Origin of the sequence: Enterococcus sp. AZ063, assembly GCF_051715045.1 — a bacterium.
GTDB classification, from domain to species: domain Bacteria; phylum Bacillota; class Bacilli; order Lactobacillales; family Enterococcaceae; genus Enterococcus_D; species Enterococcus_D casseliflavus.
Map to the genome: position 1 here is coordinate 3,245,238 of NZ_JBIOTA010000001.1, position 25,268 is coordinate 3,270,505.

A 25,268-nucleotide genomic window follows, 5' to 3' on the forward strand; every position below is an offset into this window, starting at 1 on the left:
TTAGTCTTCTAAATAAAGCATGATGGTCTGGATTTCAAATGGATGGAAATGGATTGTGATGCTTTGGGCATCCAGCGGCTCGATCGGCAGTTCAGTGACGGTTTCTTCCAAAAGATTCGTTAAAACCGCTTTTTTGATTCTTTTTTGGCAACGCAATTGACAGGCGGTGGTTTGATTATGATATTCATACAACCGCACGATCAGTGCCTCTTCATCTTCGGCTTTTTTCACCGTATCCAGCAAGACATTCTTTTGATCGACTGCTAGAAAAGCTTCTGCTGATAGTTGCGGCACACCTGGAACGGTTAGAACGGGAACATTCAATGCCAAAGCTTCTTCCATCGTTTGCGCGTCTTGCCAAGTCCCTTCGTGGGCGTACAAGGAGTAGGTAAACTCATGAAAGCCTTGATCCGCTTCTGGATACGGATCGATCGGCGATTTGATCAAAGAAAGCCCGATCTTTTGATAATCCGTATTGAACCCATATTTCGAATCTGTCAAAATACTAACCCCATAATTTCCTTCTGAGAGATCAACCCATTTTTGACCACAGCTCTCAAAACGTGCTTGGTCCCATGTCGTGTTTTGATGCACAGGTCGTTTTACCTGCCCAAACTGAATATCAAATGTCGCTTCCAATGTGTTGACATCAATCGGCAGCAATGCCTTCAGCAGCAATTGATGCTGCTGCCAATCAACCGCTGTTTCAAAATCGATTCTTCCGGTGCCATGATAAAAATGTAGCCATTGGGTAATAAAAGAATCTTCAAACTGACGTTTGATTTTCAAGGTATCACGAATCTCACCTTGCTCAACGACCTCAGCTGAGAGAACTTGCTTCACAGGATAAGGCTTCTTCTGGTAATAAATATCAATATCCCACGCATCATAATCCATCGGCAGATCTTCATAAGCCACTAACTGATTCAACCGCTCGCCTTTTGGTACGATCTCTCGTTGATGCCGTTTGTCAATTAAAGAGATGATGTCAAAGTGTTCGTCAAAAATCACTTTAAAATCCGCCGTTTCAAATGATTCCTCCAGCCGCATTGCCACTTGCTTTGATTGAGGCACAGCTGAGACAGGGGTCAATGTTTTGCAGCTCAAGCCAGCCATGGCGGGAATTTTGACTAAGAGCCGGTCATCATGGGTCCGCTGAGTCGAGTAAGCTTCTTTGACCCCTGTTTGATCGTCTAAATAGACCAGACCCGTCCGCGCTTGTCCCAGCGGGTTAAAGACATGCCATGAAGTAGCTTTGGGTGGTTGTGTTTCTGGAAGCAAAGCGTGGATCAGCTCGCAGCCTTTATCAAAGAGCTGCCGATACTCTTGATCCGTCTGATCATAGACTTCTTTGATCGAGCTTCCCGGCAGAATATCGTGGAATTGATTGAACAGCAGCTGTTTCCAAAGTTGTTCTAATTCAGCTTGTGGATAGCGATTCATCCCACAGATACTATAAAGTTTTTCGATCGTCTGTAAGAAGAATTCTCCATGACGATTGGCCTTTTTGTTTTTTCCGATGGAAGTCAGGGTCCCGCGATGGTATTCAAAGTACAATTCGCCGTACCAGACCGGTCCTGGTTTTTCAGCAAAAGAATTTGCCAGTCGATCAAAAAAGCCCCCCACATGATTGCCAGTAATCGTCGGCATATCTGGCAATGTCTTTTGCAGCCGTTTTTGAACTTCCAACATCTCTTTCGTCGGACCTCCGCCACCGTCACCATACCCATAGGCAATCAAAATTTCGTCGTGCTGATCTTTTTGCTGATAACGTTCAAAACTCCCCTTGATCGTATAAGGATCTAGCAATCCATTATACGTCGTATAATAATCTCTTGGACTGTATCCTTCACTGATGGTTGTAATAAAATGCGTCAAAACGCGGCTTCCATCAATTCCTTGCCAATAGAAGGAATCATATGGAATTTGATTAAACTGGTTCCATGACAGCTTCGTCGTCATAAAGTATGGCGTATTTGTTTTGCGTAAAATTTGCGGCAAGGCGGCTGAATAACCGAAGACATCCGGTAGCCATAAGATGCGGCTATCGACTTGAAATTCCTCTTTCATAAACCGTTTGCCATAAAGGATCTGACGAACCAGTGATTCTCCTGAAGTCAAATTGCAATCGGCTTCCACCCACATCGCCCCGTCAACTTCCCATCTTCCTTCTCGAACTTTTTCTTTGATTGCAGCGTAAAGTTCAGGATAATGGGTTTTCATGGAGAGATACAGTTGTGGTTGGCTTTGAAAAAACGTGTAATCTGGATACTCCTCCATCAATTTCAAGACCGTCTGGAAACTGCGCTCGCCTTTTTCAATTGCTTGCTGCGCCGTCCAAAGCCACGCCAGATCGATGTGGGTATGGCCGACAGCCGTCACCTTTTGTTTTGGTGTATGCGCTGGTAGGTAACACGATGAAAGCAGCTGCTTTGCTTTTGTGAGACTTTCATAGAATGCCGTTGAGTAGGGGGTACGAAAATCCAAGACATTGGCGACTTGACCAAGGACTTGTTGATAAAATGCTTCGTCACCGCCAAACGCACGAATGGCACGCCAACTATCAAACAGCGTATAAAAATCATACCAGACATCATTAACTGCAGGATCCAACGCCAATAAATTGACCTGCAGCGGGAATGGTTTTTCGGATCGGCCGGAGAACAAATCGATCTTCAGTTTGACTTCTTTTTGTAGAAATTGTTTTGTCAATGTAATTTCTCGATGATTGACATCGATGGCTTGGACATAGGTATCGTCCAAATAGATTTTTATTTGGGGATTGGTGGTATTGTCCCACTCTGAAAGGCTTGAGTACACTTGCAGGACACAAAGATTTTCCACCCAGTCAGCGGGAACTTGAAGGCTACCTTGCAATTGGTAATAGGAATTTTTTCCTCCAAAATAGGTCCCTTGCTCATACGGTACCCAAGTCTCTCGTTTTAAAAAAAGTGGGGCTACCGGTTGCTGATGGCGTACGCGGTATTGTTTTAATTTGTATAAAATTTTTCGAATGCGTTCAAACTCATAAGGCTGCATAACTCTCATTTTTCTTTGGACTCCTCTAGCAGATTTTTGAAAAAAACGGGTTGAGATTGATCGTCTCGGCCCGTTTTCCACTTATCACTTTATTTAGTTTGCTTTCCAACGGTCATAAGCCGCTTGGTAGACTTCGACGTATTCGTCAATGCCCATTGCTTCGATCGTTTTCACATAGTCGTCCCAATTATCTAACGGTTCGACACCTGTGATAAACTTGGCTTCCATTTGTTCTACATAAGTTGTCAAATCAGTGGCAGTTGCTGCTACCTTATCGTTTTCTTCAATCGTTAAATACAGTAGCGGAAATGGTACTTCAGCGATGTCTTCCATCTTCTCAGCTGTTTCTTTGGCAACCCAATCGTTGAAACGAGTATCCGGTTCTTCATTCGCCGTTTTACGGATATGGTATTCGCCGGTTGTATCGATAACAAGGTTTGGCGTTGTCAATCCGTATGCTGGTGTGATCTTGCCACGTTCGTCTTCGGTATTGTTAGTATCGATACCGTCTGCATAGACACGAACTTTTTCACCGTCCGCATTTTCTTGGTACTCCCATAAAAACCCTTCTGGTCCTTGTTCGATATATTTTGAGCCTTCTTCTGAATAGAAGTAATCCACCCAGCGCATAGAAGCTTCTGGAGAAGGATTGACATTGGTCAAAGCAAAGGTCCCTCGTGAAATTCTTGGACTACCGGGAATCTTAGCTTCTGGAGCCCATTCAGAAGTCACTGGTTGGAACATTGGATCATTCATAGCCTCTTCCTCACTGCGACCAGTAGTAAAGAAGCTGAAATAGTCGGCAAAAAGCCCAAGTTGATTGTTTTCACCCTTCGCTTTTTTCTGTTCATCTGACTGTCCATAAACTTCTTTATCCAGCAAGCCTTCATCGTACAATGTATTCATATATTCCAAGAATGCTTTGTAGTTTTCTGAAGTCGGTGTGTAGGAGACCACATCATCATCCACTTGGATGCCGCGGGTCCGTAAGCCAAAGGCAGCCATCAACCAAACTCTTGTCGAGTTCATATCAACATCCGTCAATGGGATCTCGTCTGCTTGACCATTGCCGTTAGGGTCTTCGTTTTTAAAACGTGTCAGAAGCTCTTGCAATTCGTCTGTGGTTTTTGGCAGTTCAGATACACCTAAATTATCGAGCCACGTGCCGTTGTACCACATCGGACCTTGCCACCAAATCGATGTCGCATTCCGTGAGATCATCGGCAGAGAGTAGATGTGCCCATCCGGCGTTGTGATCGACTTCAAGATTGAGGGATCTTCTTGCGTCAGTGCATACAGGTTTGGCATGATTTCCGGCGTGATATACTCCTCTAAGGGAAGCAAGATCCCTTGTGAACCGTAATCGATCTCCATCGAAGCAGTCAATGCTTGCGAACCAGCACCGTAAACGATATCCGGTAAATCTCCAGAAGCAAAGGCTAAGTTCAGTTTCGTACTAAAGTCAGCGGATGGCGGTGTCGTATAGGTCAGTTTGATGCCAGTTTTTTCCTGATAATCCTGTAATGTCGGCATGTCTTCCCATTCCGCCAACCCTACACCAGGTGCCATGATATTCAGTGTCAGTTCTTCCCCTTCTTTGATGATCGGAAACTGACTGTCATGATTGATGGCCACTTCTTTCTTTTCCCCAGTACCTTCATCTGAAGAATTACCGCACGCACCTAAGACGAGCATACTGCACAAAGCAACACCTGCTATTCCTAAAAGTTTCTTTTTTACTCTCATTTTCTTCCTCCTTTAAGTTTTTTATCCTTTAATTGAACCAACCATCATGCCCTTGACAAAATACTTTTGTAAGAACGGATAGACGATAATTACCGGTAATGAAGAAACGATCATGACACCGTACTTGATGACTTGAGCAAGTTGTTGTTTGCTATATAGCATATTCGCCATTTCTGAAGTCACATTATTGACGGTATTTGATGACATATCTTGAAGAATCAATATTTCTCTTAAAATCATTTGTAACGGATACATTGATCGATCAGAAAGATAGATCAATGCGCTAAAAAAGCTGTTCCAATGTCCGACGCCATAGAACAAAGCCATTACCGCAATGATCGGCGTTGATAGTGGTAAAACGATCTGCATGAATAGCCGAAAATCAGAACAACCATCCACAATTGCTGCTTCTTCCATCTCCCGTGGAATCGTGGATTGAAAAAATGTTCGCGTGACAACAACATTGTAAACCGAGACGGCTCCTGGAATCACTAGTGCCCAGACAGTATTCAGCATGCCTAAGCTGCGAATCAACAAGTAGCTGGGAATCAAGCCACCGGACAAGAACATGGTGACCAGCATAAAATTAGTGAAGGCGCGTCGCCCATAAAAATCCTCTCGTGATAAGGCGTAGGCGCAAGGTAAGGTCACTAAGAGATTGATCGATGTCCCTAAAACCGTATAATAAATCGTGTTCAAATAGCCACGCCAGATACTGCTATTGCCTAGTAGTGTTCGATAGCCTTCAAAGGTGATCCCTTTTGGCAAAAGCCACATTTCACCAGAGTTTACCAGATGCGGATTTGAGATTGAAGCACTGATGATATAAATCAGTGGATACAAAACGATCAGCAAAGAAATTGCTAAAAACACATAAACAAAGATCAAAAAGATTTTATCAGCACGGGTATCTTTTATTAAAGACGTTGTTTTCACTTTTGGTCCTCCCTTCTACAATAAACTAGAGTTGCTTAAACGTTTGGCGATATGATTGACTACGATCAACAAGACTGAATTGATCAATGAGTTAAATAAGCCGACTGCCGCAGCAAAACTGTACTGCGCATCTAACAGCCCTTGCTGGTAAACAAAGGTCGCAATCACATTCGAGGATTGCATATTCAAAGGATTCTGCATCAAGATGATTTTTTCAAACCCAACTGACATCAAGCTGCCGAAGCTCATGATCAATAAGATCACCATCGTGGGCATGATCGTTGGAATATTGATATACCAAACGCGTTGCAGACGAGAAGCGCCATCGATCGTTGCCGCTTCGTGCAGTTGCGTATCAACTCCAGATAGGGCTGCCAGATAAATCACAGACCCCCATCCCGTTCCTTGCCAAACGCCCGACAGTACATAAATCGTTTTAAACCAGCGGGGATTGGTCATAAAGCTGATCCGCTCGAAACCCAAAAATTCTAATAGGTGATTGATGATCCCTGTTGAGGGAGATAAAAAAGCAATGACCATACCAACCATGACCACCACAGCAATAAAGTTTGGAGCATACGTGACTGTTTGGGTAATTTTTTTAAACGGGCCGTCTTTGATCTCATTCAAAGCCAATGCCAGGATGATCGGCAGCGGAAAACCGACAACCAATGAATAGATACTGATTCCTAAAGTATTTTTGATGAGTTCCCAAAAATAATAGGAATCGAAGAAACGTTGAAAATGTTTAAACCCAACCCAAGGACTGCCCATAATCCCTAATGAAGGCATATAATCCTTGAATGCAATAATGATTCCATACATCGGTCCATACGAGAAAATCAAAATAATCAAAAACGCTGGCAACACAAACAAGTACAATTGCCGATTTTTCTTGATCTTCATTTTTATATCTTGTTTCTTTGTTTTAGGTACTGAAACGGTTTGTCTGATTGGCGCTGTTTCCATTCTTCCTCCTCCTTGCTTGGTGTTAGCCTTATCATGAATTGTATTCGCTTTCAAATCAATGTGTATTTTTTTCCCTATGTGTCGAAACGCGAATCCCAACTGCCCCAACGTTCGGGTGACTGATATCCGACCATAAGAGATACGGTTCATCCGCATTTTTATAGACTGGTAACGGTTTTTTAGTGGCTAGATCAATTAGCTCGTCTTCTTCAGTTGCTCCGATCTCTGTTAAAGGAATCTGTTCGCAAGCGACTGCAGCGATACTGCGAAATGCAAAATGAGCCTTGCCGTCTTTTTGATAGGTCAAATACCATTCATTTTTCCAAGCTGTTGGTCTTGCCCGCGTTTCATAGATGCCTTCACCATATAGCGCCAACCAATGGCCGATTTCTTCTAAGCGTTGGGTCTCTTCGAATGTAAATTCGCCATCAGGTGTTGGTCCGACGCCTAAAATCAAATTCCCCCCTTTACTGACTACATCAATCAAGGTTTCCAGCAGTTCTTGGCTGCTCTTAAAAGTATCATTCGGCACATAGCCCCAATCATTTCCAATCGGGATATTGCTTTCCCAAACTTTTTTAGGAATTTCTGCTAATGCAGGAATTTTGCGTTCTGGTGTCACATAATTTTCATGACGGCCCCCCATCATCCGATCAACGATGATCAATTCCGGCTGTTTCTCACGCGCAATCTCAGCTAAACGATCCATTTGTAGGTCTTCTTTGCCTTGTCCGCACCAACCGGCATCTAACCAAAGAAAATCGACTTTTCCGTAATTGGAGGTAATCTCCGCAATCTGGCGATGCACAAACGACACATAGCGTGCCCAAATTTCTGGATGAAGATGGGTATCGTAACTGGCATGACGGCCTTTGACGGTATCATCATCCAACCAGTAAAAAGGAGAATACCAGTCAGCTTTAGAATAATAGGCTCCTGTGGCGATCCCTGCTTCTCGAAATGCCGTAAACACTTCTTGCAATATGTCGCGTTTAAAGGGACTTAATTTCCCGCCGATTTTAAACTCTGATTCCATTGTATTGAACATCGAAAACCCATCATGATGCTTTGTTGTGAATAAACAGTACTTAAACCCTGCATCCTTACAGATTTTTGCCCATTTGCGGGTATCCAGCTTCTTCGGTTCAAACTGATTGATCAACTGCCAATAATCCAAACGCAGTGCTTCGATGGTTTCTCGATAAGGGTGGTTTTCTCTAGCCCATTCATCTTTTTCAGATAATTGCCAAGACTCAACGATCCCCGCTTCGGCATACAGCCCATAATGGAAGATTACTCCGAATTTCAAGTCTTGAAACCATTCCAGACGTTGCTTGAGCATTTCTGTTTCTGGGACTAGTTCTTCTTGAATGTTCCCTTTGGCTTCTTCAATATCACCGCGAATATTTGTCATTCATTTGCACTCCTTTCTTTGTTCTAAATGTAAGCGAAAAAAATGTCCTATAACAATATGTAAGTTTTTTCGCTATGTTAAAACGAACAACTTCGTCTATAAAAGGTGCAAGGAATAAAGCTTGATTTCGATGAACGTTTTTGGAGAAATGTAGCGTTTCAAATACATTTGCTGTGTTTTTCTTGTTTTCGATGTGTGATTTTTCCATTTACTCCCACTGGCTATATATCAATGATACGATTAGAACAACAAATAAAGCGGATACAACAAAACTTGTATCCGTAAGAAAGTGAGGGGCTTATGAAACAAACGAATGGTATTTATCATGTTTCCTATCAAGTCGGCGATTGGTTACTTCATTGCCTGAAGTTGCAGTTACTCTGGTTTTATTGGGTATTTCGATACGGGATATTTTTAGGTATTTTTCCTGCCACCGCTACGATTATCCAAGCTTTTTTCGATAGCTTCCAAAAAAAGGAACGACCAGCGTCTTTGAAGACTTGGTTCAAAACTATCGTGAAAAAAAATTTCCGTCGTGCCAATCAATTAGGCGCCATGCAAGCGGGTTTGTTGTTGTTCTTATGGTTGGAATTACGTATCTCTAGTACTTTTATCCAAAATAGCTTGATTCACTTTTTTTTGCTGCTGCTATTTATCAGTGCCCTTTTGATCAGCTTGTACCTTCTGCCGGTCTATTTGCGTTATGATTTGACGCTTCTTCACTATTTTAAACAAGCAATATTACTAATGGTTATCAGTGTTCCCCAAACAATTGCGATGATTTTGGGAATCTTAGTGACTACTATCATTTTGACTTTTTTGCCAATCTTATTAGTCATCGGCTTTGTTCCCTTTTTCCTATTCCCCAGTAGCTGGTTCTCTTTTCAAGCGATTCAGCGCTCGGAATCACTGATGAAAGAAGGACGCTCGTGATGAAGGACATTTTTATCCAAAGTAATGAAAACCTCGATGATTTTTTTAGTCACGCACTGCAAGAACTAGAATTGAGGGAAACGCCGAATGGTCATCCCTTGCGCTTGATTCATCGACCCGGTTCCCTGAAAATTTGCCACGGCCCACTAGAAACGATCATTTACTATCAAGAAAAAGCGCATTTGTTTCGGGCATTAACTTTATGGGTGCATGAAGATCGCCCAGTCTATGTCTTAGAAGAACAGCCGCATTTTGAAGCAATTGGACCAATGATCGATCTGTCCCGCAATGCGGTGATGACCGTCAAAAAGCTGGAACGGTTCATTTTATTAACAAGTAAGATGGGCCTCAATCGCCTCATGCTCTATATGGAAGATACTTATGAAATTCCTGAGTACCCTTATTTCGGACATTTGCGCGGTCGTTATACCCAAGTAGAATTAAAGGCTCTAGATACCTATGCCCAAGCCGTAGGAGTAACTTTGATTCCAGCGATTCAAACATTGGCACATTTGACGAATCCTTTAAAGTGGCAGTTCGCTGGAAATATTCGGGACACAGAAGATATTCTACTGGTGGGAGAAGAAGAAACGTATACTTTTTTGGAAGCAGCGATCCGTTCGATCCGTTCGTGTTTTGCAACTGATCAACTGCACATCGGTATGGATGAAGCACACCAATTGGGGAAAGGAAAGTATTTAGAAATACACGGGTTACAAGACCGGTTCACGATTATGGCCGCACACCTAAAGCAGGTAGCTGCGCTTTGTCGAAACATAGGTTTTGAGCCGATGATGTGGAGCGATATGTTTTTTAGAATCGGTGCGCCTACGGGTGATTACTACGATTCAGACGTGTGTTTTCCGACAGAATTATTTGCTGACCTTCCTGCGGTCAAAATGGTTTACTGGGATTATTATCATCATGATCATGCCTCTTATCAGCGAATGTTTGCGAAACACCGGGAATTAAAACAGCCGATCGTCTTTGCTGGAGGTATCTGGACGTGGAACGGTTTGGCGCCGAACTACGGCAAAAGTTTCGCCACTATGCGTCACGCCTTGCAAGCCGCCAAAGAAAACGATGTCCAAGAAGTCTATGCCACACTTTGGGGCGACGATGGAGCTGAAACACCAGTGATTGCTGCGCTACTAGGTTTGCAATATTTCAGTGAAGCGCAGTTTGGAAACGACCTTTCGTTAGAGAATTTAACTAAAAAATTTCAGCTTTTTCACCAGTCAATAGCCAACGACTTTTTACTGCTTGATCGCTTTGATCAAACTGCAGGTGTGCAAAAAAACAATCCTCACGGAGAAAACCCCAGCAAGCTGTTGCTCTACCAAGACTTGCTGTATGGCTTGTATCAAGAAAATTTAACTGATCTTTCTTTAGCATCCCACTATCAAACATTGGCTCAAGAGTTGGCTGCTGTGAAAGCAACACGGGACACACAAACGATGTTTGCCTTTTATCAGCAGCTGGCTGATGTTTTGTCACAAAAAGCCTGTATTACCAACCAGATCACCAGTGCCTATAAAAGCAAGGATCGCACCGGACTGCACCAAGCAGTAGATGCGCTCAGTGTCTATAAATCCGCCTTGCAATCCCTTTATGAAGCCCATCGTCAAGTCTGGTTTGACTGGAATCGACCTTTCGGTTTTGAAATTATCGATCTGCGATACGGCGCCTTGCTGATGCGCTGCGACACGACACTTTGGCGGCTTACTGCCTTCTTGGACGGGGAGCTCGATACGTTGGAAGAATTGACTCAACCGTCCTTACCAATGGTGACCCCTTTCAGCGGCAGTACTTCTGTGGGTCGCAATTTATTTCATGGAATCTATAGTGCGGGGAAAATTTCTGATGTTTAAAAGAAGGAGTGAGAACTTATGAAAACATCCTTGCTGCGCCGAACCGTCATCGTGAGTCTGCTGGCTATTGTTAGCCTATTCTTTCTCTATTTTCTAACAACCGGTTCTTCTGCTCCAGTTCATGCCCAACCTTCAGAAAAACTGGAGATGACAGGCAATATTACAAATCAAGCAGCGGCGGAGGCGTGTTTGGCAGTGCTGAAAGAAAATTTACAAGCAGCCTCTGACCAAGACGCGACAGCCTATGCCGCAACGCTAGTGGCAGCGGCACGAGCAGAGACGACCCAAGAATTAGCTGATTTTTTTGCAGAAGAACAGCTGCAGCACACGCTGCTTTCTTTTGAAGTTGTTAAACAAGAGACAGGATCCATGCTGGTCGCGGCTCAACAGAAAACGATCAGCCCAAAAGACTCTTCTTACCGTGACCACATCACAGAGGCTTACCATACCTTTGTCAAGGAAGCAGATGGCTGGAAAATTCAAGAAACAGTCATGACGAATACAGAATTTCTTTAAGTGATTGAAAAAGGAGTTATTTTTAATGAGAACGTATAAAAATTGGCCTGCCGACTACCCTGATCCAAACTGGTTCCTCCATGATCGGTTTGGCTTATTCATCCATTTCGGCCTATTCAGTATTGGCGCTCGACACGAATGGTTTATGACGACAGAAAAAATTGAACCCACCACCTATCGCGAGAACTATTTTTCTCAGTTTGATCCTGATCTTTTCAATGCAGAGGAATGGGCTCAAACCGCAAAGAAGGCCGGTTTTCAATACATGGTCTTCACGACGAAACATCATGAAGGCTTTGCCCTTTGGGATACCGCTCTCAGCGAATACAAAGTGACCAATACCCCCTTCAAGCGTGACCTCTTAGCAGAACTGCTGCCGGCATTTCGTAAGGTCGGCATTAAGATTGGGCTGTATCATTCGCTGATCGATTGGTATCATCCAGATTTCACGCTCGACGGCCTGCATCCGCAACGAGAGACTATTCAAGCCCGTCAGACGAATAACCAGCGTGACATGCGCCGCTATCAAGATTTTTTAGCTGGTCAAGTCACTGAACTACTGACTAACTATGGAACCATCGATTATATGTGGTTTGATTTTCCATATAGTCATCGAGATTGGGGATGGTCTAAAGGCAAAGGTGCCGCCGATTGGGATAGTAAGCGGATCGAAGAAATTTGTCGAAACCTGCAGCCGAACATGCTGCTGAATGACCGTCTGGATTTGGGCCGAGGGATTACCACCCCTGAGCAATTCCAACCAGACAAACCATTAGAAGCGGATGGATTGCCTTTGATATGGGAAGCGTGCCAAACGATGTACGAAACGTGGGGCTATGATCGTGATGCTCAGCACTGGAAATCCAGTGAAATGATGACCAAAATGCTGATTGACACAGTGGCAAAAGATGGGAACTTTCTTTTAAATATCGGCCCAAATGCTCGTGGAGAAATCAGCTTACCAACTCGCAGCCATTTAGAAGCCATCGGTTCATGGATGCATTATCATCAACAAGCGATTATCGGCTGTGGTGCCAGCTCTTTTCAACCGCCTATTGACAGTCGTTACACCCAAAACGGGAATAAACTTTACTTGCACCTCTTTTCTTATCCATACAAATCCTTGCATCTTCCAGGGCTTGCAGGACGCGTAAAGCATATCCGTTTCTTACATGATGGCTCCGAATTGTTTTACCGAGGATTTGATCCCGAGGAAGTGCTAACTTCAACGGAAGCCATCATCAACAAAGAGGACCTTGTTCTCAGCTTACCCGTCTGCCCACCAGATGTGTTGGTACCAGTGGTCGAGATCACTTTAAGAGAAATGTAAGCACCCGTTGCACTGTCCTAAATGAAGAATTTATTTATATAAAGACGTTGCCCTTACTTTCTTTACAAAAAAATGACTAGAAGCGGATCGCTTTTAGTCATTTTTTATGGCTATTTGTTCAAGAACTCCTACAAATTTGCCTATACGAAAGTAGCCAACCAGCTTGTTGAACAGGTGATGAGAACATCCAAACGAGTTGCGTGCTTAATCCATTCTTAACGGTACTTACCACAGGAGGTTCAAAGTTCCTTAGACAAATAAAGAACAAGATCGTCATTGTTGCAGCAAGGCGCATTCATCGCACAATTCTGATTATTGAACCAAACACCAGATCCATCTGGAATATAGCCTTGTTTTACATACAGTCTCTGGGCCGATCCATAACCATTATGCAGGCCTACCCCCAATGTCACCACGGCAGCTATTTCTCGTGCCTTTTCTTCGGCTGCTTTTAAAAGCTGACTGCCTACCCCTTGATTTTGATAGGATTCAAAAACATTAAAATCCACAATTTCTGGATACAAGCCTTTAAATGGTCCGTGCTTTGCTAGAGGGATCATGGTCAAATACCCGGCAGTTTTGTTGTTTATTTTGGCAAGCAAAACGTATCTCTCCCCCGCTTCTTGCTCGTTTAAATAATCAATCAAGAGCTGCTTACGAGAAGGCCACCCTTGCTTTAAAAACATTTGATCCATTTCAAGGATATCTTTTCTCTTCAACGGTTGAATATCTATGATCACTTATTTGCTCCCTTTCTCCCCCTCACTCGGGGCTATGTTCATTCTATACAGTGTGTCGCTGGCATTGATTTGCCTTATCGTTAAACTTATTCATCATAAAAAATAATAGGGATTATCAGGGATTGCTGCTTCACCCAATTCCTCTAGCAATCAGCTGAATGTCGCTTCCCACCCATCATAGAGCTTTTGAACTGTCTCTTTTGGCCGATTGGGTTCATTATAAACTTTTTGGCTAATGGCCGCTTGGAGCCAAAAAATCGCTTGGATCACTTCACGACTGGTCTGGGCCTCAGGTACATCCGCCCAGACGGATAAAGCGATCGCCTGTGTTTGGGCAAGCTGTTCCTGTGCAACTTGTTGTCCATTGGCAAACGTCGTCAACTGGAATTCATTGCTGATTTTTTCGTAGGTTGGATAAGTATAGCCTGCCGCTTCTCCTAAGACATAATAGAAAAAATTATCATTGTGATTGATCATGGTATAGCCTTTTTCAAAAAAGACATCTGCCGGCGCCATATTCTGGTTCCACCGGGTCCAATAGGAGATTTGGCAATTCTCCGTCAACGTTGTCTGCTCTTGGCGATTCAAGCGGTAAAAACCATCATTCCAGACCCGCACAACAAAGCCGAGACTTTCAACAAAGGCCGTTAGCTCATTGACATAATCAATAAAAACTTCGATTCCGCTAGCTTTTTCCCCATAGCGCTCGCGGGCTGCTTCGATCATTTGCGGAAAGTTTTCTAAATGATCAAAATCAATAAACTCATCGGCACCAATATGAAAATAGGTGCTGTCTTCAAACAGTTGCGCATATTCCCGATAAACTTCCTGAATAAAAGCTACCGCTTCTGAATCCAAAATGTTCAGTGCTCGTTCATCACGCGTGCCATCAGCTGTCGGTAATTGCCACTCGGGCTTTTGAGCCAATACTTGCCGCAAATGACCAGGAGAATCAAAATCAGGGATAATGGCAATTGAATGGTTTTGAGCATACGCAATCAATTCACGAATTTCCTGCTTGGTCAAATATTCTTCCGAAACGATTTCTGGAAATTGCTGGGATTCAATCCGAAAGCCTTCGTTTTCCGAAAAATGAAGCTGCAGATGCGTAAATTGGAAGCAAGCCATACTGCGGACGATTGCTTTCAAATCAGTTAGAGAATAAAATTTGCGCCCGATATCGATCATCAGACAGCGTTCTTTAAGCGCTGCTAGATAGCTTTTCTGTGCTAATTGACCTGTCGCTTGATCTCGGCCATATTTGGTTAACGCGTAAAAGACGTGTTCTGGCGAGGACACACTGATTGTTTGGGTTTCAAATCGAAAATCAGCATCCAGCTGCGGATCGACCACTATTTGCGGGAGCGGTTCCTTCGCCGACTGCCAACCTATCTCCTCAAAAAAGACGGCAGCTCGTTGCTGAGCTTCTTTCAAATCAACTGGTTTATTCATCTCATTCTTCCTCTTACTTTCAATAATTTACGTTCAATAATTTCTCATTTTTTGGTTCATTTCACGGTATTGCCCTGGGGTCACACCCACTAATTTTCGGAACTTTCTCGTATAGTTGGAAACATCATAATACCCATTGTTACGAATAATTTCTTTGATTGGCAAATCTGTTTCAATCAGTTCTTCTTTGATTTTTTTCAGCCGTAATTCTTGAATATATTTGGAGAAGGTTTTGCCACTTTCTTTTTTTACAAAACGGCTGACATAAGAGACAGATACACCTACTTCCTCTGCCACCGATTCTAGCGATAGCTGAGAGGAATGATAATTTTCTTGAATAAAACTGAAGATTTTCTCATTCATTTCCGACTCGTCATCCAGCGGCTGTTTCTGCACCTTTGTACAAATCTGCTGGGCAATCGTTAACAAGGCCGTCTGCAATTGGTTCAAGCTGTTGAAATCGGCACTTTCAGAAGCAGTATGCAGTACCTCTGCCCCCACCAATTCACCGCCGACTTGCGCGATCGTATTCAACAAGTAGTAGCCGTACATTTTTTGGACACGAGGAGAAGTCTGTTTGCTCTCGCCTTCTTCAATCAAACGTTGGATCGTTTCACTGGCAATTTCAATATTTCCTTGATTCAAGGCTTGGATCAATTTTAATTTTTGATTGTCTGGATAATTGATCGGTAAATGTTTGGTCTCTTGGGAAAGCTCCGCATAGTAGCTGATTTGCTTCCCTTGACTTCCTTGATTTTCCAGTGCCGCCAATCCTTCGATATACGATTCATTAATAGCCGTTAGTTGATCCACCGTCATCCCGACACCCATTGCGGGTGTTAGGGAGATCGCTTGGGTAATTTTTTCCGCGATAGCATCTACAATTTCTTTTTGTTCTTTGCCATCAACAAAGCCAACGGTCAATGCCAGCATTTCTGTGGACAAAATTTCAGTGGCATATGCCGTATAATCAGCTTCTTTGATTTCTTCGATATAATCAATTAAAAATTTCTTATCCCCTTGCTTGGCTTTGGTATCAACAGTTTTCGTATCAATGGCGATCACAAAATAATTCGACTTAGGAAAACAAACATGGACAGCTTCCAAAAGCAGAGCCAATTCTTGTTCTGAACGGAAACGTCCACTCATTAATTTGCGCAATACTTGTTCTCTCGCATGGGGTGTTTGTAAACGAACTTCCTGATGCAGTTCTTGGTGCTCTACCAAAAATGCCGCAAGCGTATTATGGACATCATCCATCGAATGAAGAGTCATTTTTGGATCACGATGAAACTCCTGAACCAGATTTTCTATTTTGCGAATCGGCCGATAACTGCGTAAACCAAGCATCACGACTGCGGTGATACCCGTAAACAATATGGCGATAAATACTAGGACGAACTGTTCTTGCACACGGTTGACTGAAGCCAATGCTTGATTCGGATTGGCGACAGCTACGACCGAAATATTCAATTCTTTGTTGGCAATCGCTTGAACAAAATACGTCGATTGTTCAAACCGCATTCGTCCTGTTTGAATGCCTTTTTTCATTCGCTCAGGATGATTTAAAAAGCGTGCTAACTCATCATTGGTGGTACTGGCTAATAACTGATACTCATCATTGATGATATAGGTATTGCTGAGCCCATCACTATTGCTTAAATCAAGGATTCTCTTCAAATTGTTTTCTTTGATTTCGTAGATTGCTGCGCCGTAAACGGTCATTTCTTCACTTTGAATTGGAACGATATAAAAGAAACGCGAATATCGCTGTTCTCCACCAGCACCTTCCAATGTCAGTAACGTCGGCGCTGGAGAGTCCAATTGTGCGACCAATTGAACTTGGTCCATATCGTTTTTTGGCAGTACCTTATTCAAGAATGTGTCGACTGACAGTGAGCCAACGGTTGAATAAAGGGTCGCCGGAGCTTCTTTATAATATAAATAGACTTCTTCGACTAGATCGTTAGTGATTTTATATGTCTGCATCGCTTCTTTTGCTTCTTTAGTCAAGTAAGGATGCTGTAGGTATTTCAATGAAACAACATGATCATTGGTCATTTTTTGGGTCAGATAATTCAATTGAATAAATGTATTTTCTAATGAATATTTCAATTGGATCAATTGATTTCTGGCCGTCAGCAGTACTTGTTCATTGATACTTTTGACAGAGGTATCATACCAAATCCATGACACGGCTAAAAAAGGCACTAAAAACACGATTAAATAAGAGCTGATGGCACGAATGATTCCCCTAAATAGTTTTTGACGATTCTGTTCCGTGTACTTTCTCACTTGCATCACCTATTCTCTGTTATTTCAAAAGCTCAAAAACGCTTTCATTTATCGGTACTTATTTAGGAGAAAAGAATGTATGATACTCTAATAAAATACGCTTTATTTTAATAAAAAACAATGCTTTTTTACAAGTTAGCTATCAGGCTTGTATTTTCTTAACCAGTTATAACAAGCGCCTAATAAATTTGATTCATTGCCAAAACGACAGGCACAAATGTTTGGCACGATAACAGTACTTGGAATCTGTTCAGCAATCACAGCCAATCGTGCGTTTACTTGAGGGATCAAGAAACGGCTAGCACTGATTCCACCACCAATCAAGATAATTTCCGGATCAATCATGTACTGTAGGCTATAGCAAGCTGCCGCCAGCTTATCGACAAAATCAGCGACCATTGGCAGACATCGCGGATCTTGTTCTTGAACCAGTGTATCAATGCGCTGCCCATTGATTGTGGGATCTCCGATACGCTCTGCTGTTTCTTCCACAAGAGTTCTGGTTGACCCTGCGATGCTCCAAAGTTCCCAATCCTTCGTTTCGGTCGGAAAAAGCATATAGCCAAACTCTCCTGCTAGTAAGTGTTTGCCGCGAACCAATTGATGGTTAATCATTAAGCCACCGCCAACGGATGTACCTAGGACAATTGTCGCAAAGGACGCACAATTTTGAGCGTGACCTAACCACTTTTCTGCCAATAACGCACAGTTGCCATCATTTTCGGCAGCCACTGGACATTGGTATGTGCTTCGCAAATGCCTAACCAGTCTTTTGCCAAATCCTTCATACAAAGGTGATGTCATCCCGATTTCTTGGCTTCGTGGATCAACCAGTCCCGTTGAGCTAATAGCAATACCATCAAATGTTGCAGCATAGAATGCATCGATGTGTCGACATATGCGTTGCGTGACTGTGGCATATTCCTTGTTCATAGGAAATTGAGTCAATTGTCTGCGTTCCCCTTGACTATTCACTAACCCACATTTAATAGCAGTACCGCCAATATCAATTGCTAAAATCCACATTTTCTTGACCTCACAAGGCTTTCTTTTATCTTGCATTTAGTATACGCAACCAATGTTTTCGGCGACCATATGTATTTCTTGCAACAGTGTGTCAAATCCGCCCAAGCCATAAAAAACCCCGCAACGAAAGATATCTTGCATTTAGAAAGAATATACGTTGTACAGAAAGTGATAGCTTATCTGCTTATTTTTAAAACACTAAAAAGATCAGGTTTAACGCTCAGCTTCACAAAACTGTTCATCCTGCAAAGCAAAAAAGAAATCCATTAGATACGGTGCCTGAGAATTTTGTCAGCAAAGGAAACAGCTACCCATTTTTTGAGATAAGCTATCTAGTTTATAAAACAAAAAACCGTCACGCATAAGACATCCTCTCATGCGTGATCGGCATTCTACTTAGTCATTGCTTTTTAGAAATAGATCGAGCGATTTTTTAAAACTTAGTTGCTGACTCTGGGTGTCACAACAGAAAATCTATTAGCAATAAACTAACTTTGTTCTGTTCTTACACTCTGGTCACTCATTGCTCATTTGAGTCATAAAACCTCAATAAACGCTTGTGCTCGTTCAATACAGTCCCTGCTCCAAATAATCCACCAACGGACCCAAGTACTTTTTATCTGTCCAATCACAATCTTGTCCGTTGGCTTCCATGAGTGCCTTCGTCTGTGGGTCATAGGTGTGCGGCGCTTTCTTAGCCGCAGCTTTTCTTAACATTTTCACTAAGTTTCGTTCAAAGAAATTCATTTTGCTTTCCTGCCATTGTCCTCTGCCGTAAAAAAGGGGGATGTCTTTTAGCGAACCCGTGAGATTCTGTTCTCTGAGTTTTTTCACAACATCTTCTTCAGGAGCAGAGGCTCCCGCACAAAAGATAAGTATCTCTTTGTCTTTTAGCTGGTTGGTATTCTTTTTTAAAAAGGACAGTCCAGCAATACCCGATGCATAGATTCCCCCACAGAAGATAATTGTGTCATAATCCATTACTTCAGCTATTTTCGCTTTTGGGGTTTCTAGGCTGGAAAAACCTGTTGCATCTTGAAGCCAGTGGACATACTTTTTGACAGCGCCGTATTTCGATTGATAAACAATCATGCCGTTTTTCATGGGGGAACTCCTCTCTGCAGTTAGGACTGCACCTTATGGTTTTGTGCCAGCTATTGCTTGTTCTAAAAACGTTTCGTACGCTTTTTCCTGTTGTGCATAGATTTCATCTAGTGGAATACCAGGTGTCGTTACTGAGAAAATCGTACCGATTCCGATCGTGTAAATGAGCATATGCATGTGTAGCTGTTTGGCGGTTTCTATACTGATAGTCAAATCGGCGGCAATCCTTTGGGCTACTTGAGGATTCGTCTCCAACTGATACAGATCTTCTAATGACGAAACATTCGCTCTTTTTTGTAAGACAAAAATACTCAAAATATGGGGTTCTTCTTTCGCCAATTGCAAATACGCGTGTCCGGTACTGCGAAACAGATCCTGGGGGTCGCTATGGGCTTCTAGATACGCTTGTAAAAATTGCCGTGCTTTCTGCTCTACCTCTGTTCGCAGGCCCTCCATATTGGTGCAGTAACTATAGATGGGCTGGACTGAACAGCCTAACTTCTCGGCAATGTTCTTGACGATCACGTGCTCCATACCGCCTTTTCGTGCAATCTCAAAGGCGGCATCAACCACCATTTCCTTTGTTATTCGTTGTTTCGGCATTCATTGCCCTCCCTAAGCACAAGTTCCGTTATATAAACTCTTTATATAAATCGATTATATTATTTAGTTCCTTCGAAGTCAATTGGGTCCAGGCCACTATCCCTCGCTCTTTCTATTGAATAAAGAGTTGTCTATTTCTCAAAAATCATCGTTCATAGGTTGTAAATCTTCCGTTACTTTCCAATGATTGCTGGCTCTTTTATCCGCATAAAAAAGGTACAGCCCACAGAAAAAGGCTGTACCGTAGATAATACGTATGGGCTCTTTTACACTCGAAGCTGCTACACTTCTGGGGTGTCCTCTGGTGGCGCTTCGGGGATCGGTTCTTCCTCTTCATACAAGGAGGAAACCCGCGTATACCATTCAAACACATGGGTAATGACCACTTTAGCTGCCGCATACACAGGAATCCCTAAAATGACCCCAACAAGGCCAAACAGTTTTCCTGAAGTCAAGAGGACTAACAGGATCGTGACAGGATGAATCGACAACTCGTTTCCTAGAACTAATGGCGAAATCAAGCGGCCTTCAATGGTCTGCTCAATGACAAAGACGATCAGCACTTGGATCAGTAACACGGGTCCACCGACGATTCCTAAAAAGACCGCAGGGATCATGGCCAAAAAAGATCCTAAATAAGGGATTAAATTTAGAAATCCCGCTGCAATCCCCAGTGTGATGGCATAATCTAAGCCAATGATACTAAACCCGATCATAAACATCACTGCGACCGCAAACGCCACCGTCAGTTGTCCCCGAATATAGGAGGATACTTGATCGTTCATCTCTTTTAAGACGACCAGTGATGGCTGGCGCATTTTGGTTGGCAGAAATTTAACAAAATAAGGGGCTAGTTTACGGCCATCTTTCAGTAGGTAGAACAAAATAAATGGCATGGTAATGACCGCTAAAACGATCGTTGCAACGGCGCCGAAGAAACTGCCTAGATTTTGAATCGTGCTGCGGGAAAGGTTTTGGACGATATCCGTCAAAGAAGAAATCAGCTTCTCATTGGAGGCTTCGATCTGCTCTTGGACTTGCGAGAAGATTGGATCAGAGAGAATCTCATTCACCTTATTCTCGATGATCGTCAAGTAGCCTGGCAAATTATCCGCAAAGCTCATGGATTGCTCTTGGATCTTAGGGATGATCACCACCACACCCCAGACGATCAGACCAACCACTAAAATAAAGAGACCAAAAATACTGTAGATTCGTTTGATTCCCTTGCGTTCTAAGTAGTCGACGGTGGGGTTCATCAAGTAATACAAGATCCCCGCCAAAATGATTGGCAATCCGACGATGGCTAAAAATTGCCAGACGGGTTCAAACAAATACGACACTTTCGTAAAGAGCAGCAAAATCAAGAGAATCAATAAAATGACCAGCAAGCTGGTCACTGCTTGATTGTTTAAAAACCATTTCCAAAACCAGGAATGCGGCTTTTTCTGCGTTTCTTTCATGACATTCTTTGCCTCCTAGTCGTACGTCACCTGCATGCCGACTTCTAGTTTCGGCAGAACAGTTGGCGTTAAATAAATCGCACTTGAAAGCTGATCTTCAGCCGGCACTTCGTCAAAGACAAAGGTCACATGCTGGATCGTTTGCAGGATTTGGTTTACGACCGTCCCTACATATTGGACTTGATAGGTCTGATCACCAAAAGTGATCTGGTCCCCTTTTGTGACGACTAACGCTTGCGAATCAGGAATCGTTTGAATGACTGAATATTCTCGCAGTGTGTCGGTCGCTTCTTCCCCAAAAAAGATGATCATTCTTTCTTGCGAATCGATCGCTTGTGGACCGATTTCTTTGATCGTCCCTTTTTTCATATGACAAACTCCCCTTTCTATCTTCTTGTTTATTATAACATAAAGAGTTTTTCTACCCGCCCAAAACCGCATTCTATGGTAGAATTAAATAGGAATGAAACTATTAGGAGGTTTTTTTATGTTGCAAACGATTTATTTAGGTACGTACACTCGTCGCGAAAGTAAAGGGATCTATTCGATCGCTTTAGATACGGAAAAAGGAACACTGACCGATTTGACCTTATGCGCGGAAGAAAAAAGTCCGACTTATCTTGCCCGCAGTAAAAAAGAAGCAGTTTACAGCGTCACAGAAGTAGATGGCAACGGCGGCGCAGCTGCTTATACCCCAGACTTTACCTTGCTGAATACCGCAACGGAAGAAGGCGCACCACTTTGCTATGTAGCAGTTGATGAAACCCGTCAGCTTTTATATGGTGCCAACTACCATAAAGGTGAAGTGAATGTTTATAAAATTCTAGAGGATGGCAGCATCGAAGCAACGGACAGCATCTACCATGATGAACCCGTCGGCTCTCATGAAAACCAAGACAAACCTCATGTCCACTATACTGACTTAACACCAGACCAACGTTTAGCAGTTTGTGACCTTGGAACAGACCGGGTATATACTTATGATATTTCAGAAGATGGCAAACTGACAGAAGTTGCCGTTTACGTGGCAGAAGACGGAACTGGTCCACGTCATTTGGTCTTCCATCCAAATAACCAATACGCTTACTTAGTGGGCGAATTAGACAGCTCATTGACTGTTTTACGCTACAATGAAGCAGATGGCAGTTTTGAGAAAATCCAAAAGGTGCCAACGATCCCTGCGGACTTTACGGATTTCAACAGTGGCGCTGCGGTACGTATCTCGAACGATGGCCGTTTTGTTTACAGCTCAAATCGCGGCCATAATTCAATCGCTGTTTTTGAAGTAACCGATGAAGGCGCTGGCCTGACTTTTGTTCAATCAATCTCGACTGAAGGCGACTTCCCTCGCGATTTCGATTTGGACCCGACAAACGATTATCTCGTTTGTGCCAACCAAAATTCTGATAACCTAACGTTATACAAACGCGATGAAGCCACTGGCAAATTGACTGTCTTAGAAAAAGACATCTACGCACCAGAATGTGTCTGCGTCTTATTCAAAAAATAAAGTTTTGGAGGATTCCCCCATGTTTGATAAAACACCAAAGGAACTTGTGCTCAAAGATTTTTCTAATATCTACAATAAATGTCAATCAACCTTTGAACTAGTGACGAGCCGCAAATACAATGAATCATTGGTCCTATTAACGACTGCAGAAACGTATGCGATCGCTGAAAAAGCCTATATTCGCTGCGATACTGCCAAAGAGCTGCAAACAGCGGAAGTCATTGCTTTCTTTGATGCTTTTGAGATCTATTATTTTGAATTAAAACAAGTCCTTTTTCATGATGACGATGATTTTGTTTCTTTAAAAAATCGTTTAGAAAAAATGAAAGACACTTACGAAGCATTGACAGCCTCATTTCATTTGTTATGATGAAATCAAATCAAATGTGAAAAAGGTGACGTTATGAACCAAGAACAAGTGTTGGATCGTTTACGAGAAGAATTGGCCATGCCGTTTTTCGAAGCAAAACTAGAAGACAAAGAGTATTCCGAAGAAGACTATCAACAAGTCAAAGCGGATTTGGTAAAATACTTTGATGACTATGTACGCAATGTAGAAAATTAAGAAACAGCCTGCGATGCTTCCTTCATCGCAGGCTGTTTTACTGTTATAACGTCACTAGAAAGTTTTGATTCGTCGTAGCTTCGATTTGAGGATGCTGTTTTAAATAGTCAGCAATCAGTTCCGTCATATCGACTTGAATCTCACGAACGATTTTTTCGGCAGAAAACATGGCGTAGTTGCCGCCACCTACTGCACGGTATTGGTTAATGACGATCTCTAATTCTTGATCCATCGCAATGGCTTTTTCTTCAAAGTCCAAGCGGGTGATTCGCTGACCGACGGGTTGACTAAGATCGATCGTATACTCGATGCCTTCATACATATCGTAGTTATAATATTGCGGTTTTGGCTCAATAAAAGCAGGATTGAAGACGATCTGACCGTCAACAACGGCTAAATAATCCGCCGTTTGTTCTAAAGCGGCTTTTAATTCGGCACCTGTTATTTTGACTACAGCTAACGTATTTGGGTAAATATAATTAGTGATCACATCTCGCATCGTGATGGTTGCGCCAAAGCCTTTGCCCTCATTGTTGAAAAGAGCAGTACCAGAAATTTTGGCGCCGCTGGCAGCCATCTGAACACGATTGATAAATTCAATATAAGGGTGCTCTTTCAAGCGTGCCCCCATCGGATCGGTGATTCGCATATCCCCACTGACTTTGCCTAACGGTTGATCTAGCCAGGTTTGTAATTCTTCTTCGATGGGTGCTAACAAAGCCAACGTCTCTTGATCTGGGACAGCATCTGCAACAGGGATCAACGCAGCCGTACTGTTTGTGACATGAACCCCTGTCTGATTTTTTTCAACCGTCAATTCGATGGCGCCGATAAAGCTTCCACGATAACCGGGCTGTACAACGGGGACACCATTGATTTTTGTGGCGATCTCACGGTGCTGGTGTCCTGTGAAGAAGGCATCGATTCCGGAGACTTCCTGCAATAATTGATAGCCCTCATTTTCACCAGTCAATAATTCGGTCGGTTCTCCAGTGACTAAATCACGCTCGAAGCCGCCATGGTAGCTGACGACAACGATATCGGCTTGTTCTCTTAAGTAAGGCACATAGTTTTTCGCTGTCTCAACGATGCTGACAAACTGCATCCCGCGAATCGTCGCAGGCTGTTCCCAATGAGGAATATATGGCGTCACCATTCCTAAGATCGCGATCTTTACCCCTTCTTTTTCAATGATGGTGTAAGCTTGGCCAAAGAATGGTTCTCCCGCTTCATTTAAAATATTCGCTGCGAGTACTGGTGTTTGGTAGCTGGCGATCGCTTCTTGCAAATAAGGCAGACCGTAGTTGAACTCATGATTGCCTAAGACATGGACATCAACGTCCAGGTGGTTGACGACAGCGGTCAATGCGGCAACGGAGTGCTGGCTTTTGGCGATGTAATAGCTTAAGGGCGAGCCTTGGATAAAGTCGCCATTTTCGATCGTTACGACCGGTCCGGTGGCTGCTTGACGTAGCTCTTTCATTTTGGTAGCAATTTTTGCCACGCCGAATCCTTGTTCCGTGTCATCGGCAAAATTGGTTGGATAGACATAGCCATGCATATCGCTCGTTTCTAAAAACGTGATTTTCATTCAAAAGACTCCTTTTCCCCTCAATAGACCAAAAGGGCATGCGCATAAGTCGAAAACCCTCGAAAGCTAGCATTTTCTGCTTCCTTGTGTCTTCAAACCTTATGGCACAAACCCTTTTGTCTTTCATTCTCAGGTGTTTCCCTGATTATACCCTATTTTGACGAA

21 protein-coding genes are annotated in these 25,268 nt (G+C 42.9%); 7 read left to right on the forward strand and 14 right to left on the reverse strand.

Annotated elements, in window-relative coordinates:
• The 5 genes from IGK61_RS15215 to IGK61_RS15235 form a co-directional block, all read right to left on the reverse strand.
• On the reverse strand, window positions 1-3,048 hold the full coding sequence (locus IGK61_RS15215) for an alpha-mannosidase (protein ID WP_438844961.1): 3,048 nt from the start codon (window positions 3,046-3,048) through the stop codon (window positions 1-3).
• An 84-nt stretch (window positions 3,049-3,132) separates the two neighbouring features.
• A complete protein-coding gene (locus IGK61_RS15220; protein WP_015510400.1) occupies window positions 3,133-4,785 on the reverse strand; it encodes an extracellular solute-binding protein in 1,653 nt (550 codons plus the stop codon).
• A gap of 21 nt (window positions 4,786-4,806) precedes the next feature.
• Window positions 4,807-5,721, reverse strand: coding sequence for a carbohydrate ABC transporter permease (locus tag IGK61_RS15225; protein WP_015510401.1), 915 nt, complete (start codon window positions 5,719-5,721; stop codon window positions 4,807-4,809).
• Window positions 5,722-5,736: 15 nt separating this feature from the next.
• On the reverse strand, window positions 5,737-6,690 hold the full coding sequence (locus tag IGK61_RS15230) for an ABC transporter permease (RefSeq protein WP_005228058.1): 954 nt from the start codon (window positions 6,688-6,690) through the stop codon (window positions 5,737-5,739).
• Window positions 6,691-6,745: 55 nt separating this feature from the next.
• Window positions 6,746-8,104, reverse strand: coding sequence for an alpha-L-fucosidase (locus IGK61_RS15235; protein ID WP_074536704.1), 1,359 nt, complete (start codon window positions 8,102-8,104; stop codon window positions 6,746-6,748).
• Between the two features lie 300 nt (window positions 8,105-8,404).
• On the opposite strand from IGK61_RS15235, the gene IGK61_RS15240 reads away from it, so the two are divergent.
• Genes IGK61_RS15240 through IGK61_RS15255 form a run of 4 tightly spaced genes read left to right on the forward strand, consistent with a single transcriptional unit; the run spans window position 8,405 to window position 12,754 of the window.
• On the forward strand, window positions 8,405-9,037 hold the full coding sequence (locus tag IGK61_RS15240) for a DUF624 domain-containing protein (protein WP_015510403.1): 633 nt from the start codon (window positions 8,405-8,407) through the stop codon (window positions 9,035-9,037).
• On the forward strand, window positions 9,037-10,908 hold the full coding sequence (locus IGK61_RS15245) for a beta-N-acetylhexosaminidase (protein WP_074536703.1): 1,872 nt from the start codon (window positions 9,037-9,039) through the stop codon (window positions 10,906-10,908). Before IGK61_RS15240 ends, IGK61_RS15245 begins: the two co-directional genes overlap by 1 nt.
• An 18-nt stretch (window positions 10,909-10,926) precedes the next feature.
• On the forward strand, window positions 10,927-11,424 hold the full coding sequence (locus IGK61_RS15250) for a hypothetical protein (RefSeq protein ID WP_015510405.1): 498 nt from the start codon (window positions 10,927-10,929) through the stop codon (window positions 11,422-11,424).
• Between the two features lie 25 nt (window positions 11,425-11,449).
• Window positions 11,450-12,754 (forward strand): alpha-L-fucosidase, encoded by a 1,305-nt coding sequence (locus tag IGK61_RS15255; protein ID WP_074536702.1) that lies wholly within the window; start codon window positions 11,450-11,452, stop codon window positions 12,752-12,754.
• A 239-nt stretch (window positions 12,755-12,993) separates the two neighbouring features.
• Here IGK61_RS15255 and IGK61_RS15260 read toward each other — a convergent pair whose 3' ends face one another.
• The 8 genes from IGK61_RS15260 to IGK61_RS15295 form a co-directional block, all read right to left on the reverse strand.
• Complete coding sequence (locus IGK61_RS15260; RefSeq protein ID WP_074536701.1) at window positions 12,994-13,494, reverse strand: GNAT family N-acetyltransferase; 501 nt, start codon at window positions 13,492-13,494, stop codon at window positions 12,994-12,996.
• 150 nt (window positions 13,495-13,644) lie between these two features.
• Complete coding sequence (locus tag IGK61_RS15265) at window positions 13,645-14,946, reverse strand: family 20 glycosylhydrolase (RefSeq protein WP_074536700.1); 1,302 nt, start codon at window positions 14,944-14,946, stop codon at window positions 13,645-13,647.
• A 33-nt stretch (window positions 14,947-14,979) separates the two neighbouring features.
• Window positions 14,980-17,247, reverse strand: coding sequence for a helix-turn-helix domain-containing protein (locus IGK61_RS15270; protein WP_074536699.1), 2,268 nt, complete (start codon window positions 17,245-17,247; stop codon window positions 14,980-14,982).
• A gap of 129 nt (window positions 17,248-17,376) precedes the next feature.
• A complete protein-coding gene (locus tag IGK61_RS15275) occupies window positions 17,377-18,303 on the reverse strand; it encodes an ROK family protein (RefSeq protein WP_060791536.1) in 927 nt (308 codons plus the stop codon).
• A 531-nt stretch (window positions 18,304-18,834) separates the two neighbouring features.
• Window positions 18,835-19,371: a flavodoxin domain-containing protein gene (locus tag IGK61_RS15280; RefSeq protein ID WP_074536698.1), complete on the reverse strand. Its 537-nt coding sequence runs from the start codon at window positions 19,369-19,371 to the stop codon at window positions 18,835-18,837.
• A 33-nt stretch (window positions 19,372-19,404) separates the two neighbouring features.
• On the reverse strand, window positions 19,405-19,974 hold the full coding sequence (locus IGK61_RS15285) for a TetR/AcrR family transcriptional regulator (protein WP_010749120.1): 570 nt from the start codon (window positions 19,972-19,974) through the stop codon (window positions 19,405-19,407).
• Between the two features lie 281 nt (window positions 19,975-20,255).
• Window positions 20,256-21,437: an AI-2E family transporter gene (locus IGK61_RS15290; protein WP_005228027.1), complete on the reverse strand. Its 1,182-nt coding sequence runs from the start codon at window positions 21,435-21,437 to the stop codon at window positions 20,256-20,258.
• A gap of 15 nt (window positions 21,438-21,452) precedes the next feature.
• Window positions 21,453-21,806: a PTS glucitol/sorbitol transporter subunit IIA gene (locus tag IGK61_RS15295; protein WP_005228025.1), complete on the reverse strand. Its 354-nt coding sequence runs from the start codon at window positions 21,804-21,806 to the stop codon at window positions 21,453-21,455.
• Window positions 21,807-21,924: 118 nt separating this feature from the next.
• Between IGK61_RS15295 and IGK61_RS15300 the strand changes: the two genes are divergently transcribed.
• The 3 genes from IGK61_RS15300 to IGK61_RS15310 are packed head-to-tail and all read left to right on the forward strand — an operon-like array spanning window position 21,925 to window position 23,512.
• Window positions 21,925-22,947 carry a lactonase family protein gene (locus tag IGK61_RS15300; protein WP_005228024.1) on the forward strand — a complete coding sequence of 341 codons (1,023 nt, stop codon included), beginning with the start codon at window positions 21,925-21,927 and terminating at the stop codon, window positions 22,945-22,947.
• A gap of 19 nt (window positions 22,948-22,966) precedes the next feature.
• Window positions 22,967-23,317: a hypothetical protein gene (locus tag IGK61_RS15305; RefSeq protein ID WP_005233740.1), complete on the forward strand. Its 351-nt coding sequence runs from the start codon at window positions 22,967-22,969 to the stop codon at window positions 23,315-23,317.
• A gap of 33 nt (window positions 23,318-23,350) precedes the next feature.
• Window positions 23,351-23,512, forward strand: a complete 162-nt coding sequence (locus IGK61_RS15310; RefSeq protein ID WP_005228019.1) for a hypothetical protein — start codon at window positions 23,351-23,353, stop codon at window positions 23,510-23,512.
• A gap of 43 nt (window positions 23,513-23,555) precedes the next feature.
• On the opposite strand, the gene IGK61_RS15315 is transcribed toward IGK61_RS15310, so the two are convergent.
• Window positions 23,556-25,103, reverse strand: coding sequence for a bifunctional metallophosphatase/5'-nucleotidase (locus IGK61_RS15315; RefSeq protein WP_074536697.1), 1,548 nt, complete (start codon window positions 25,101-25,103; stop codon window positions 23,556-23,558).
• Window positions 25,104-25,268: the final 165 nt, after the last annotated feature.

Bases quoted from the DNA above. Each gene is read 5' to 3' on its own strand.
- IGK61_RS15215 (WP_438844961.1), bottom strand. From the start codon at position 3,048: ATGAGAGTTATGCAGCCTTATGAGTTTGAACGCATTCGAAAAATTTTA.
- IGK61_RS15220 (WP_015510400.1), bottom strand. From the start codon at position 4,785: ATGAGAGTAAAAAAGAAACTTTTAGGAATAGCAGGTGTTGCTTTGTGC.
- IGK61_RS15230 (WP_005228058.1), bottom strand. From the start codon at position 6,690: ATGGAAACAGCGCCAATCAGACAAACCGTTTCAGTACCTAAAACAAAG.
- IGK61_RS15235 (WP_074536704.1), bottom strand. From the start codon at position 8,104: ATGACAAATATTCGCGGTGATATTGAAGAAGCCAAAGGGAACATTCAA.
- IGK61_RS15240 (WP_015510403.1), top strand. From the start codon at position 8,405: ATGAAACAAACGAATGGTATTTATCATGTTTCCTATCAAGTCGGCGAT.
- IGK61_RS15245 (WP_074536703.1), top strand. From the start codon at position 9,037: ATGAAGGACATTTTTATCCAAAGTAATGAAAACCTCGATGATTTTTTT.
- IGK61_RS15250 (WP_015510405.1), top strand. From the start codon at position 10,927: ATGAAAACATCCTTGCTGCGCCGAACCGTCATCGTGAGTCTGCTGGCT.
- IGK61_RS15255 (WP_074536702.1), top strand. From the start codon at position 11,450: ATGAGAACGTATAAAAATTGGCCTGCCGACTACCCTGATCCAAACTGG.
- IGK61_RS15265 (WP_074536700.1), bottom strand. From the start codon at position 14,946: ATGAATAAACCAGTTGATTTGAAAGAAGCTCAGCAACGAGCTGCCGTC.
- IGK61_RS15270 (WP_074536699.1), bottom strand. From the start codon at position 17,247: ATGCAAGTGAGAAAGTACACGGAACAGAATCGTCAAAAACTATTTAGG.
- IGK61_RS15275 (WP_060791536.1), bottom strand. From the start codon at position 18,303: ATGCAAGATAAAAGAAAGCCTTGTGAGGTCAAGAAAATGTGGATTTTA.
- IGK61_RS15280 (WP_074536698.1), bottom strand. From the start codon at position 19,371: ATGAAAAACGGCATGATTGTTTATCAATCGAAATACGGCGCTGTCAAA.
- IGK61_RS15285 (WP_010749120.1), bottom strand. From the start codon at position 19,974: ATGCCGAAACAACGAATAACAAAGGAAATGGTGGTTGATGCCGCCTTT.
- IGK61_RS15290 (WP_005228027.1), bottom strand. From the start codon at position 21,437: ATGAAAGAAACGCAGAAAAAGCCGCATTCCTGGTTTTGGAAATGGTTT.
- IGK61_RS15295 (WP_005228025.1), bottom strand. From the start codon at position 21,806: ATGAAAAAAGGGACGATCAAAGAAATCGGTCCACAAGCGATCGATTCG.
- IGK61_RS15300 (WP_005228024.1), top strand. From the start codon at position 21,925: ATGTTGCAAACGATTTATTTAGGTACGTACACTCGTCGCGAAAGTAAA.
- IGK61_RS15305 (WP_005233740.1), top strand. From the start codon at position 22,967: ATGTTTGATAAAACACCAAAGGAACTTGTGCTCAAAGATTTTTCTAAT.
- IGK61_RS15310 (WP_005228019.1), top strand. From the start codon at position 23,351: ATGAACCAAGAACAAGTGTTGGATCGTTTACGAGAAGAATTGGCCATG.
- IGK61_RS15315 (WP_074536697.1), bottom strand. From the start codon at position 25,103: ATGAAAATCACGTTTTTAGAAACGAGCGATATGCATGGCTATGTCTAT.